Source organism: Sulfurimonas sp. (genome assembly GCF_018698455.1).
Taxonomy (GTDB): Bacteria; Campylobacterota; Campylobacteria; order Campylobacterales; family Sulfurimonadaceae; genus Sulfurimonas.
On record NZ_JABIOQ010000060.1, the window covers coordinates 63,134 to 76,718 of the forward strand.

Sequence of the window (13,585 nt, forward strand, 5' to 3'; positions counted from 1 at the left end):
CTTAATTTTTCACAAAAATATCTAAATATGCCTGAATCTGATCAGGTTTAATTGGCTTAGTTTCAAAAAGATTTGCACCAGCTTTATAAGCATTTATTTTATCTTCTTCTTTTTCTTGTGTTGTCACCATAATCACTGGTACTATTTTGTGGTTATCTTGTTTACGTAAATCTTTTATAAAAGAATATCCATCCATAATAGGCATATTTACATCCACTAAGTACAGATCTATTTGGGCACCTAAACTTTTTTCTAATGCTTCCATTCCATTTTCAGCTTCAACTAAATCCATACCCATTGACTTAAGTATAGAACCATGGTAACTTCTTACTGTCTTTGAATCATCTACAACCATTACTGTCGGCATAATATTCTCCTAAAAAAAATCTATTTCGTCATTTACATAATCTTCGGCAATTTTACCGAAGAATCTGCTCTTTTTGTCTTTTGCATCTTCAAGAGTTGCATTAAGTTTTTCTCTCAACTTTAGTAAACTATTCTCAGCTAAACCTTCTTGATTTTTATTTGCATGAGAAAATATATCTATACTATTTTTCATACTCTCAATCGCTTCTCTTGTCGCATTTAACTGCTGCGATATTATATCTTGATACTGCAGCTGTTGCGAGGTTTTCATCAATCTCAATCTCATTATTTCTATCACAGAACTCATTTTCATAAAAGATTCAGCCGACAGTTCTATAACATCTGCTTGAACTCCTTGGTTATGTGTTAGAAGTTCATCAATAGAATCTAATACAATCATTTTCTTTGCTAAGCCGGTAAGCGTAAAACTCTGGTGATGGCTTGTTTAAGCTGAGCCGGATTAAAAGGCTTCACTATCCAACCAGTAAGTCCGAGTGCCTTACCTTGTTGTTTGAGCTCAGGTTTATTCTCAGTAGTTAGCATTAATGTTGGGGTTCTCTTTGTTGCAGGAACTGCCCGAAGCTCCTGTAAAAATTCAAATCCATTCATTTCTGGCATATTAAGGTCTGTAATGATTAAATCAGGTGTCATACCCGCTTGAATCTCTGCTAATGCAACTTGTGCTTCTGTGTATTGCTTCACTTCTATTGGCAAACTATTTGTCACCATTCTTGTTGAAGCTAAAGCTGTCTCACTATCATCTACAAATATTACTAATGGCATATTATTTCTCCTATTTTTGATAAATTAAAGTTTTATCTACTTTTTTTGCATTAAAGACCGAAACTATTCGGCTCATGTACTCAGCATGTCCTAACAGAACATAGCCACCTGGATTTAACATATCATAAAATGTCATCGCAACTTCTTTACGAGATGCATCGTCAAAATATATCAACATATTTCTTGAAAATATCACATCAAACTTACCTAACTTTCTCATCTCTGCTTTGTCAAATATATTTGCAACTTGAAAATCAACAGAACCTAATAAATCTTCACCCAATTGATATCCAAAAGGTGCTTTATCAAACCACTTCGATAAGATATTTTTTGGAATAGCATGAATTGAACGGTCCGAATACTTTCCTGTCTGTGCTTTATTAATTACTTTTGAATCTATATCTATTCCAACTACTTCGATATCCCTTTCATTCACAATATTGTTTTCTTCAACAATATGTAAAATCATAGAATATGGTTCCTCTCCTGTCGAACAAGGAGATGATAAAATTCTAATAGGTTTTGAAGATGGCGTTCTCTTATGTAGTTCTGGTAATATAGTATTTACCAATACTTCAAATTGATCTTTTTCTCTAAAAAAATATGTTTCATTAACTGTAATAGCATTCATAAGTTCTTGAAATTCCACACCTTCTCTATCATCAAAACGTAGAGTATAAAAGTACTTTCTAAAACTATCTAATTCCAACTCAGATGCACGACTATCTATATATTTGGCAAGTTTAGCATAGTGTTTCTCTACCTCTAAGTATATACCACTTTTTCTATAAATAAACTCTCCAATTTTTGCAAAGTTTTCTTTTGAGAGAAGATTTGCCATCTACTTACCCCTCAATCAATTTAATCGCACCATCAACGGCAAATTCAACATAGAACTCACCATGAAATCGTTCTTTTAAAGATTTTAAAAGAGGAATATCCTCAAGCTCACCTATTTCACCCATATAATCAACAGCTGTCATGGCAACATTAATATCTTTTTCTGTTTCAAGCAGTTCAACAAGCATATCACGTGATTCTGCAAAGTCAACATCCCCAAGAACATTAATAGCAAATATTCTTAAATCACGGTCTTCACCGATTAAGAACTTCACTATATAATACTTAATTGAAGATCCAAAATCTCTTAACATTGAGATACCAAGATTACGAGTGTAAGCATTACTTAGTTTTAAAAGTTGCATAATATCCTCGATAGGAGCTTCATCTGCATTCATTGAAGAGATACTAGATGCAATTTTTGTGGCTACTGTTTTATCTAGTTCTCTTTGATGAAGACACTCTATTAAGAATTCTCCTCCACCATGAAACTTTAAGATTTCCTCTACAATATAATCTTTTAAGCCTTTATCATCAGTTGAAGAAAATAGCTCTGTAGCCTCTTGTAGCTCTGAGAATTTTGGTAATTCTGCAACATTCTGTGCAACATGTTTTTTAATTAAAGCCATCTATTCTAATCCTTTACTTTAGTCTTGCAATTATTTTTAGTAATGCAGGAAAATCTAGTTGTTCCATAACACCACCTCTTTCATATGCTGCTTTTGGCATACCATAAACTGTTGCACTTTCTTCACTTTCGCCAAGTGTATAAGCACCTGCTTTCCTAAGTTTAACCATAGCATCTGCACCATCATCACCTATTCCAGTTAATATAACTGAGATGATGTCATTTGCAGGAAAGACTTCTAAAGCACTTTCCATCATTTCTCCAACACTAGGCTGAAAAAAGTTTTCACCTTTGTCTAAATTATCTCGTATAACAATTTTTCCAGAAACTTTTTTTGAAACATTCATATGTACACCACCACGAGCTAAATAAATATTTCCTGGGAGGAGTTCCATATTCATTTTAGTTTCTTGTACTGGTAGTACACTAGCCCTATTAAGACGATCAGCGAAAGATGATGTAAACTTTGCTGGCATATGCTGTACAATACAAAGAGTGTGTTTAAAGTCTACTGGTAAAGAGGCACAAATTTGCTCAATCAGACCTGGTCCACCAGTAGAGGAACCAACAATAATAATCTTTTTTAAGTCTTTTGAACTTGATGCTTTACTAGGAGTAGTTTTCTCACTAGTTACTGGTGCACGTCTGCGCTCTCTAACAATTGGTTTTGCTAATCTTCTTTTTAATCGTCTTAAAGGAATTTTACTAATGGCAGTTACTTTTTCAACTATTTCATCATAATTTTCTTTTTTACCAACATTCATCGTCCCTGGTTTTGCTATATAATCAATAGCACCAGCGTCCAGTGCATCCATTGTTGTTGATGCGTTCTCTGTAGTGAGTGAACTTACCATTAAAATTGCTGTTGGTTTTTGAGCCATTATTTGTCTAACTGCTTCTATTCCATCCATAACAGGCATATTTATATCCATTGTTATGAGGTCATATTGATGTTCAAGTGCTTTTTCAACTCCAACTTTTCCATTTTTAGCAAACTCTATTTCAAATCCTAAAGGCTCGATGATCTCGCTTAACTGCTTTCTAACTAAAGCTGAGTCATCAACAATGAGTACACTTTTAGACATGGTCAATCACCTTTTTGGCTATTACTTTTTTCATATCTAAAGATAAAACAAGTCTCTTACCATCATCTAGGTGCAGTACACTATCAAAATAGTTTTCTTCATCTACAACTATATCTTCCTCTTTTATACTCAAAATATCACTAACACTATCAACCACAAAACCTATTTTATTTTCATTTATATCGCAAACAATAATCTTTGAATCTTCATTAATAGTAGTTTGGACTTTAAGTTTTTTAAACAGTGAAACAATGCTCACTATCTGACCTCTAATATTAATAATACCATCAAGCGATTCATCTGTAAATGCAATACTTGTCGATGGGACCATATCAATAATCTCATCAACTATATCTACATTAAAAGCATACTCTTTAGAAGATAGTTTAAAAATAATAACTTCTTTAGTACTTTGTAGCTCTTCTATATTTTCTTTAATATCTTCCGAATTATTATTTGTATTTTCAATAAAAGATTCATTTTCTTTTAAAATATTTTGAATAACATCGTGGTCAAAAAATGATATTAACGAATCCTTAGCATGAATGACACCAGCAACCTTTGATTTATCAAAGTTTTCGCTCATATATTCTATATCTTTTTTATAAAAATTATTTATGTCAATAATAGAATCTATACATAGACCTATTTTTTTGCCCTCATAAGAGACTATAAGTATTCTGTTTGCCTCACTACTCTTAGGTTTAAATCCATAATAAATTCTTAAATCAATAACCATTAAAAGTTCATCTCTTAAGGTAATAAGACCTAGAACAGTTTCATCACTTCCTGCTATCTCCGTAAAGGGGCCTTCCGCTAGGATTATCTCTTGTAGATAGTCAATTTCTAGAGCATACTTTTCCTCAGACATTGAAAATATTAAAAACCTACTACTATCTTCTTCTGCTTCTACTTCTTCTTTTTGTTTTCCAGAATGAATTTCTTTTGCTTGAATCTGAACTTTATTTATCTTAGTAAAAAGTTTATCTAATGAACATACTTGAACTAAAAGATCATTATATTTATAGATAGCTACAACCGAATCATTACCATCATCAATATAATCTATGTTATTTTGGTCTATTTCAACAGTATTGTATACATCACTTACTAGAAGTGTATTTGATGACATTTTACCATTTAAACTTATGATCCTACTAGCACTAGCTTCGAGGTCAACTTCACCTACACCTAAGAGTAAGTTCAAGTCAACCATTGAAACAACATTACCGCCAACTGAACATAAACCCCTCACTGAAGATGGGCGTAAAGGAAGAGGCATTAGTGATGGAACTCTTGAGATCTGGTTTATATCATCTGTTGATATTCCATAACTCTCATGAGCATTTTTTATAATTAAAATCTCTTGGATTTCCATAATTTACACCTATTAAATTAGCCTTGTTGAAGCTCATCTGCCATTACAGCTAACTCTTCTACACCTTCACTAATATGAGATACAGTATCTATAATTAGTTCACTCGCCTTACGTGATTCACTCGCATTTCTTGCACTTAGTTCCACTGCTTTTTGTATCTCAGTAATACCAATCATTACTTGATTCATACCTTCGATATTTTGATCATTAGTAGTTTTAAGACCTGTATACTTATCCAGTAGATCAACTAGAATATCAATAATTCTAACAATATCATTTACTAGAGTATCTATACTTTTCTCTTCATCACCTTGAGAACGAAGTAGATTATTCCAATCTGTTCTCACTGTGTCGATTTCTGAGTTCATTGATTCAACGATATCATTAATCTTTTCAGTATTTGATTCTGAGTCTTTTGCAAGATTTCTAATGTCCGCACTAACAACTGCAAAACCTTTTCCAAAATCACCTGCACGAGCAGCTTCAATAGATCCACTAATAGCAAGCATATTTAACTGTACAATTGAGTTTGAGATATTACCTACTGTTTTATCAACACTTTTTGTCTCTTTAACAATTACATTTAACTCAGTTGCAGCAGTATCGCCTTCTGTAATTGACTCTCCAAATGCAGATTTAATTCCGATTACAGATGACTTAACATCATTAAAAGAAACTTTCAAAAGGTCAAAGTTTCGTCTTGCAATTTCAATTAGTTTATCAATATCTTTACCAGTTAACAGTCCAGCCTCAATAAGTTCTTTATTGTTTAATGCACTTTGATTAGTGTCTTGAGAAGCTTTTTCCATTTGGTTAAGTGCAACAGTAACTTCACCAAGTGCTTCTTGAATCTCTTCCATTGAACCACTAATTGTATCAGCACTTAAAGAGATATCTTCAGCAGATTTCATCGTATCTGTTGAATACTTTAACTCTTCAGAAAGAGCTGAAAGGTCTTTAATGTCATCTTCTGTTTGAGAAAGTGCCGATGACTGAACTTCTATAGAGTTGAGTGTTAGTTCAACTGATTTAGCTATTTCTGAAGATGCACTTGCTATCTCTTTTGAACCTACATTAATTCTTTCTATGAAACTACTAAGTTCTCCTGTATATTCACCAATACTTGTTGCCGCTTCAACAGAGTAAACAGCGATTTTTGTAAGCTCTTCCATTTGAAAACTAAGAACAGAACCTGTTGTTCCATTTTTGGAGATGATGTTAGTAGTAGAACCAATACTTTTGATTATACCGTCTATACTTGTCTGAATTTTATTTACAAGTTCCGCGATAAACTCGGCATTTTTCTCACTCTCTCCAGCTAATGCACGTGTTTCATCAGCTACAACAGCAAAGCCTTTACCATGCTCTTTCGCACGAGATGCTTCTATTGCTGCGTTTAATGCAAGTAAATTTGTTTGATCAGCAATCTTAGCAATAAAACCAACTGCATTTCCAATACTTTGTGAAGATTCTTTGAGTTCCTCACTTTTTCTTGATGATTCTTTGGAAACTAGTACTGCATTTTCCATTCGCTCAACTGAACCATTTACTCTAGTTACCGCTGCCATAATATTATCGCCAGTGGAAATAGTTGAAACCGTTAATGCACTAATTGTACTTTTCATACCAACTATGTTACTACCTATATTTGTTACATTAGAAAGTGCTTGTTCACTCGCTCCACTATTTTCTTCAGCAGCTGTAGCAATCTGTTCCATTGATGACTTTAGTTGCTCAATTGCACTTACACTTTCTTGAGCATTTTCTAAGATACTCATAGAAACACCGGCGATGCTTTCACTGATTTGTTGTTGTTTTGCTAGTGTTCTTTGTTTACGTTTGTCTGTTCCCCCACTAGCAGAAGATACTACTGCAGCAGATGAGCTCGAACTATTTTTTTTCATTAATGCCATTATAAATTCCTTTTATTTTAATCTAGTGTTGCGTAAAGTTCAATTGCTCTTTGAATATCTTCACGTGATGGTTTTACTCTAATAGAAATATATTTAGTTATTCCAGACTTATCAGTTGAACGAAGAACTGTTGCATAGACCCAGTAGTACCCTCCACCCTTACGTTGGTTCTTAACATAACCTGTCCAAAAACCTTTTGATTGAACATCATCCCAAAGAGACTTGAATGCAGCTCTTGGCATATCTGGATGTCTTACGATATTGTGGGGTTCTCCGACAATCTCTTCTGTAGGCATATTTGCTAATTTTAAGAATGAATCACTCGCATACTGAACGATACCTTTTTCATCTGTTTCAGATAAAAGATATAAATCATTATATAACACTTCTCCATCATCAAGAAAAGTTAAACCGTCTGTGCTAATTTCATTATTATTTGTTGACACAATAAACCTCCAATAAAATCTAATTTTACAAATAATACTCTTTAAAGACTAAAATTACATTGAAAATGTAGAGTTTATAGATAAGATAAGATAAGATAGTTTTTTTGAAAACATCAGTATTTATTGAATATAAATTATTTAGTTAAGAAATATTATTGAAGGGAAGAAGAAAGATGCCTATAAAGGCAACTCTCTCAAGGTAGAAAAAGTGTGAAACTAAATGTTGTCACGAATTTGTAGAGTCTCTACAAGTGTAAGATATGCTTCTTTATTAGTACGTTTGAAGTACTTCATAAGACGACGACGTTTACCAACTAACTTAAGTAGTCCTAAACGTGATGCATGATCTTTTTTAAATACTTTTAAGCGCTCCGTTAACTCTGCAATTCTCGTAGTTAATAATGCAATTTGAACTTCACTTGAACCAGTGTCATTCTCATTACGTCCGTGTTTTGCAACGATTTCTTGTTTTTTAGCCGAATCTAAAGCCATAATAGCCTCCTGATGGGTATAATAATCTAACTTAAATGCACAAGGCAAATAAAGCTGAATTGGAATTGTATCCAAATTTTAGCTATAATTAAAGTTCTAAATAATCATAAAGTATAAAATATGTTAATAACACGAGCAAGCGAATATGCCATACTCTCTTTAATAGTCCTTTCATCTGCTAAAGAGCCTATGGATAGTGAGACTTTATCTAAGGAACTCACAATTTCTAAAAGTTTTTTAGCAAAAATACTGCAAGCACTTGCGAAAGAAAAAATACTCAGATCATATAAGGGTGTTAAGGGTGGATTTGCTCTTAATAAAACCCCTATCGAAATAGATATGCTAACTGTAATGACATGCGTTGAAGGAAAAACTCCAGCTGTTTTTGAATGTGCTCCAGCTGAGAGTAGATGTCCTTCAGAAAAAGCAAACATCTGTAATATCTGGCCTTTTTTAAATAAACTACAAGGTAAGATTGACTCTTTTTTAGCAGAACTCACACTTGCTGACATCATAGACTAAGACTTTTTACTTTGGCAAAAAAGCTCACAGTTAAGCAACAAGTCGGAACATCTCTTAACTTCTTACTAGGTCAAAAAGACTTAAGTGTAGTTATATTTGTAATGGCAATACTCGCAATTATTATAGTACCTTTACCATCTGCTATGCTAGATGTGCTCTTAACGGTATCTATGTCGGTAGCTATTTTAATTTTGCTTATATCTCTTTATGTACCTAAACCAACCGACTTAACAACTTTCCCGACACTTATACTTATTATTACCCTTTTTAGACTCTCATTAAACGTAGCAACTACAAGAATGATTTTAAGCCATGGACACACAGGAACAGATAATGTTAGTAGTATCATTACAAGTTTTGGAGACTTTGTTGTTGGTGGTAACTTTGTTATAGGTATTATTGTCTTTTCTATCCTAGTTTTAATTAACTTTATGGTTATTACCAAGGGTTCGACAAGAGTTGCAGAGGTTGCTGCTAGATTTACACTTGACAGTATGCCAGGAAAGCAGATGGCAGTTGATGCCGACTTAAACGCGGGGCTAATAGATGATGCACAGGCTAAACAACGTCGTGGTGAGATACTCCAGGATGCTAACTTTTATGGAGCAATGGATGGTTCTTCTAAGTTTGTAAAGGGTGATGCTGTTGCCGGAATTATTATTACCCTTATTAATATAATTGGTGGATTTCTTATAGGAATATTTCAACATGACATGAGTGTAGGTGATAGTGCATCTACTTTTACTCTTTTAACAATTGGTGATGGACTTGTCGGACAAATTCCAGCTCTTATTATCTCTACGGCAACGGGTATTATGATTACCCGTTCTTCAGGTGATGGGGACAATTTTGCAGAGGGTACCGTAAACCAGATGATGGGAAATGCAAAAATCATGATGATTGTTGGATTTATCATGATTTTATTTGCACTTGTTCCTGGACTTCCTACTGCATCCATGGGTCTCGTAGGGATTATATTTGCAGGGCTAGGTTGGGCCATTTATAAGTATGAAAGAGGTGAACTAAGTATTCTAGATGTTGATAATATACTTGGTTCACAATCTTCCAAAGAACTTTCAGAAAAAGAAAGCCAAAAGATAAAACCAAAAAAATCTAATGAAGAAATAGCAAAAGAAGAAGAAGCCGCACTCGAAGATATACTAAAGGTGGAGATGCTAGAACTCACCCTTGGGTACCAGCTAATAAAACTAGCTGATAGTACTCAAGGTGGAGACTTGTTAGAGCGTATTCGTTCAATGAGACGTAAAATTGCTAGTGATTATGGGTTTTTAATGCCGCAGGTTCGTATCCGTGATAATTTACATCTTCAGCCTAGTCAGTACCAAATACTTCTTAAGGGAATTAGTATTGGTGAGGGTGAGATTATGCCTGATAAATTTCTTGCTATGGATAGCGGTATGGCAACAGGTGAGATAGATGGTATAACTACCAAAGAACCTGCATTTGGTCTTGATGCTCTCTGGATAGATCCTCAGGATAAAGAAGATGCTATCATAAATGGCTATACTGTAGTTGACCCTTCTACTGTTATATCTACACATATGAGTGAACTTATTAAGCAAAATGCAGAAGATTTACTTACTCGTCAAGAAGTTCAAACACTTATTGACAAAATTAAAGAGTCTTTTCCTGTTATAGTTACTGATGTACTTAATGTTGCGAACATCGGGCTTATTCAGCGTGTTCTTAGAGCTCTTTTACATGAAAAGATTCCTCTTAAAGATATGCTTACAATTCTAGAAACCATTGCGGATATAGCTGAGTATACGAAAAATGTAGACCTTATAACTGAACAAGTACGTGCGAAACTCTCTCGTATTATTACGCAGATGTATTCAAGTGATGATGGCATTATCCGTCTTTTAACATTTGATACGCAAACAGAACAGTTACTACTCCAAAAGTCACAAGAGCAAGATGGAACAAGAAACTTGCTCTTAAATGTGGGAGAGATAAATGCACTTATACAAGCAACAAGTACTAAGGCTGCTGAACTTCTTCAAAAAGGGGTCTCTCCCGTAGTTGTTATCGTCGACCCACAACTTCGTCGTGGCGTTGCTGAAATATTTGAGAGGTTCTCACTTGATGTGGTAACCCTATCTCATGCAGAGATAGACTCAAGTGCAACATTTGAAGTACTCGGATCAATCACAATAGAAACATCATAAAAATACAAAGGCAAAATATGAAAAACAGAACAATTCACCACCTCTCGCATATAGATTTAGATGGCTACAGTTGCCAACTTGTTATGAAGTCAACTCCTTATGAAAAACACAACTATAATGCAAATTATGGTCCGGAAGTAAAATCAAAACTAGAAATGATTTTAGAAAATATTATCAATGATAAAAAGAGTTCACTTATACTTATTACAGACTTGAATCTTACGGCAGATGAGTCTAAATGGTTAACACATGAGGTTGACAAGATAAACAAGAATAAAATAGATTTACGACTCACACTACTTGACCATCATGGAAGTGGTGCACAGAGTGCGAAAAAACATGACTGGTACTATCTTGATGAGTCACGTTGTGCAACAAAGATTACATATGACTACATGAAAGAGCATTTTGAATTTGATGAACCTGAGTGGATGAATAAATATGTAGATGTTGTAAACGCGGTGGACTTATGGAAAAAAGAAGAGCATGATAACTTTGAGTATGGAAAAGTTTGTATGAGACTTGTCACTGAAACACGAGAACTTAACCGTGTTATGTTTGCAAATGAAGATTCATTGTACAAACTTGCACTCCTTCAAGAAGCTGTAAAATATATCTATGAAGAAAATGCTCCTATAGTTTTAGATGATAAAATTCATACGATTAAAAAAGATTTTTTTCAAGAAGGAAAAAATAATACACTCGATAATCTTGCAACTGCATACATAGTAAAACTTCTTGGTGCAAAACGAAATACCAATACTATATACTACAAAGGCTACAAAGGATTTTTATCTTATGCTGTTGGAAATACTTCTATCGTAGGAAATGGTTTCTTAGTCGCATTTCCTGAGTATGATTTTATAGTAGATGTTAGTTTTAAGGGAGCGATGAGCCTAAGAGCTGATAATAAAGTAAGTGTGGCTCAAATATCTAAAGAATGGGCAAATGGTGGTGGACACCCAAATGCTGCTGGTGGAAGAATCATGGGATTTAAAGAACAGTATAACTATGTGAAAGTGAAAAATCAAATAGAAGCTCTTATCAGTGATAAAGAGTCTGTTGCAGGAGATTTGGACTATAAGACTGAAGCGTAAAAGCTTTAGTTATTTAAAAAGTATCTCTCCACTCCATTTGCAAGACCTTGAGCCATTTTATTTTGATACTTTAAAGAAACAAGTCTAGTAGCCTCTCTTGGATGCGTTATAAATCCAACTTCTACTAAAACAGCTGGCATCTGTGCTCCAACTAAAACCCAAAAGGGTCCTTCTCTTACTCCAGCATCTTTTACTTTGCTATAGGTCTTGCAAAGAGATGCCAATGCACCACGTTGTAGATCAATAGCAAGTTTATTCGATGCTACTATGTTATGTGAATTAAGTGTATTTAAAAAGCTTTGTTTTCCATAAATATCCATTTCACTTAAATCAGAAGAGTTCTCTTTTGCCGCAACTATTTTTGCTCTAGCAGAACGTGACTTAGCAAGAAAAAAGCACTCTATTCCGTGGACCTGTTTTGCTATCTTTTTACCTACTGCATTTGCATGAATACTGATAAAAAGGTCTGCGTTTTTTCTATTGGCAAATTTAGTTCTGTTACTCAATTTTATAAACTTGTCACTATCTCTTGTCATAAAAACTTTAAATCCTCGAGCCACTAAAACTTTTTTTAACCTTTGGGCTATGCTCAGTACTATAACTTTTTCTCTATATTTTTTATATCCTACTGCACCAGGATCTTTTCCACCGTGACCTGCATCAATAACTATGACCTTATTTCTATCAAGTCTTTGAGGAGGTATATTTTCTGGAGCTACACTCCTTTTTAGTGAAGATTTTGGAGCAGTTATTTTCACAATTAAAGAGAGATTATCTTTTTTAAATGAAATTTTAAGTTTAGCACTATCTTGTATAACTAAACGCAGGGTATTTGGATTAAATTGAGCTAGTTTTATTCGTTCTACATCATCTTTTCTTAAATTTTGAGAACGAGTTAACATAGAAGCATGAATGTCAAAAATATATTTATTCTTCTTTGTATTTTTATCATAGCTGGTAAAGTAGTTAAGTTGATTATTTCTTAGTTTTTTATCAAAGAGTAAAACAAGTTTACCATCATTCCATCTTACTGACTTAAGTTTGTGTGTAGATTTTATTTTTAGATTTTTAGATTTTTTTACGATTTTTGGAGGAGTAGGCTCTATTTTATTTAGCTCGGTAGAGTACTGAGTAACATCAATATGAAGTTTTACTCCACTACGTACTATACCTTTTAAGGATGAGACACGAAGAGTTTTATCTTCACTCATCAATGCTCTTAAATAGAGGTTCTTGTAATCATTATAGGCACGAAATTGATTCGTTTTACTTTTAGATTTTAAAAAACTGTGTGCACGAGAAAGAAGTTCTTTGTCACCTATAGCATGAAGGGAGAGAGTAAATACTAATAAAGTAACAAAAAGACGAAACATTTATCTACTATTCGCCTTCGATAAGTTTTGTCATAAGTTCTTTAACTGAGATAACTTCTTTAAGTCTATAACCATTTGTACCTGAGAAGAAAAGTCCTGTTTCTAGGTTTCCTTCATAAGCATCACTAAGTCTATCGGCTATACAAAAACCAACTTCTTTAGCTTCAACTCCACGGTTACAAGGTGCAACACAATTTGAAATACACTTAATATCTGGACCTTCACGTTTCTCAACTAAATGAGTAAGTGCAGTAACAACACCCTGTGCTGGGTATCCAACAGGTGAACCCATTAACTGAATATCACCTTCCTCTGCATCTAAAATGACTTGTTTGAAATTGTCATGTGCATCACACTCATGTGTTCCAATAAAACGAGTTCCCATTTGAACCCCTTGCGCACCAAGAGCCATCATTTCTTCTATATCATTTTTATCCCAAACACCACCGGCAGCGATAACTGGAATATCACCC

15 protein-coding genes are annotated in these 13,585 nt (G+C 33.9%); 3 read left to right on the forward strand and 12 right to left on the reverse strand.

The features are described from left to right. Nucleotide 1 precedes the first annotated feature (1 nt). From HOG88_RS09160 to rpsO, 10 genes are all read right to left on the reverse strand, one after another. On the reverse strand, nt 2-367 hold the full coding sequence (locus tag HOG88_RS09160; RefSeq protein WP_295005431.1) for a response regulator: 366 nt from the start codon (nt 365-367) through the stop codon (nt 2-4). Nucleotides 368-376: 9 nt separating this feature from the next. Beyond that, on the reverse strand, nt 377-766 hold the full coding sequence (locus tag HOG88_RS09165) for a hypothetical protein (RefSeq protein ID WP_295005433.1): 390 nt from the start codon (nt 764-766) through the stop codon (nt 377-379). A gap of 8 nt (nt 767-774) precedes the next feature. Next, nucleotides 775-1,149, reverse strand: a complete 375-nt coding sequence (locus HOG88_RS09170; protein WP_295005435.1) for a response regulator — start codon at nt 1,147-1,149, stop codon at nt 775-777. 10 nt (nt 1,150-1,159) lie between these two features. Continuing rightward, nucleotides 1,160-1,990, reverse strand: coding sequence for a protein-glutamate O-methyltransferase CheR (locus HOG88_RS09175; protein WP_295005437.1), 831 nt, complete (start codon nt 1,988-1,990; stop codon nt 1,160-1,162). A 4-nt stretch (nt 1,991-1,994) separates the two neighbouring features. Beyond that, on the reverse strand, nt 1,995-2,618 hold the full coding sequence (locus HOG88_RS09180; protein WP_295005439.1) for a HEAT repeat domain-containing protein: 624 nt from the start codon (nt 2,616-2,618) through the stop codon (nt 1,995-1,997). A gap of 13 nt (nt 2,619-2,631) precedes the next feature. Next, nucleotides 2,632-3,702, reverse strand: a complete 1,071-nt coding sequence (cheB, locus tag HOG88_RS09185; RefSeq protein ID WP_295005441.1) for a chemotaxis-specific protein-glutamate methyltransferase CheB — start codon at nt 3,700-3,702, stop codon at nt 2,632-2,634. Next, complete coding sequence (locus HOG88_RS09190) at nt 3,695-5,080, reverse strand: chemotaxis protein CheW (protein WP_295005443.1); 1,386 nt, start codon at nt 5,078-5,080, stop codon at nt 3,695-3,697. Before HOG88_RS09190 ends, cheB begins: the two co-directional genes overlap by 8 nt. Before the next feature lie 17 nt (nt 5,081-5,097). Continuing rightward, the gene (locus tag HOG88_RS09195) at nt 5,098-6,993 is read right to left on the reverse strand and encodes a methyl-accepting chemotaxis protein (protein WP_295005445.1); all 1,896 of its coding nucleotides are present in this window, start codon (nt 6,991-6,993) and stop codon (nt 5,098-5,100) included. 17 nt (nt 6,994-7,010) lie between these two features. Continuing rightward, nucleotides 7,011-7,439, reverse strand: coding sequence for a PAS domain-containing protein (locus HOG88_RS09200; RefSeq protein ID WP_295005447.1), 429 nt, complete (start codon nt 7,437-7,439; stop codon nt 7,011-7,013). 216 nt (nt 7,440-7,655) lie between these two features. After that, nucleotides 7,656-7,931 carry a 30S ribosomal protein S15 gene (gene rpsO / locus HOG88_RS09205; RefSeq protein WP_295005449.1) on the reverse strand — a complete coding sequence of 92 codons (276 nt, stop codon included), beginning with the start codon at nt 7,929-7,931 and terminating at the stop codon, nt 7,656-7,658. A 120-nt stretch (nt 7,932-8,051) separates the two neighbouring features. On the opposite strand from rpsO, the gene HOG88_RS09210 reads away from it, so the two are divergent. From HOG88_RS09210 to HOG88_RS09220, 3 genes are read left to right on the forward strand one after another with little or no spacing between them, the layout of a single operon-like run. Then, the gene (locus HOG88_RS09210) at nt 8,052-8,453 is read left to right on the forward strand and encodes an Rrf2 family transcriptional regulator (protein WP_295005451.1); all 402 of its coding nucleotides are present in this window, start codon (nt 8,052-8,054) and stop codon (nt 8,451-8,453) included. Between the two features lie 11 nt (nt 8,454-8,464). After that, nucleotides 8,465-10,642 carry a flagellar biosynthesis protein FlhA gene (flhA, locus tag HOG88_RS09215; protein WP_295005452.1) on the forward strand — a complete coding sequence of 726 codons (2,178 nt, stop codon included), beginning with the start codon at nt 8,465-8,467 and terminating at the stop codon, nt 10,640-10,642. A gap of 17 nt (nt 10,643-10,659) precedes the next feature. Continuing rightward, entirely contained in the window at nt 10,660-11,739 is a 1,080-nt protein-coding gene (locus tag HOG88_RS09220) for a phosphoesterase (RefSeq protein WP_295005454.1), read from the forward strand. A 5-nt stretch (nt 11,740-11,744) separates the two neighbouring features. Here HOG88_RS09220 and HOG88_RS09225 read toward each other — a convergent pair whose 3' ends face one another. Together HOG88_RS09225 and HOG88_RS09230 are read right to left on the reverse strand one after the other, a co-directional pair. Next, nucleotides 11,745-13,112 (reverse strand): N-acetylmuramoyl-L-alanine amidase, encoded by a 1,368-nt coding sequence (locus HOG88_RS09225; RefSeq protein ID WP_295005456.1) that lies wholly within the window; start codon nt 13,110-13,112, stop codon nt 11,745-11,747. Nucleotides 13,113-13,119: 7 nt separating this feature from the next. Further along, a partial coding sequence (locus HOG88_RS09230; RefSeq protein ID WP_295005458.1) for a nitronate monooxygenase occupies nt 13,120-13,585 on the reverse strand: 466 nt, incomplete at its 5' end.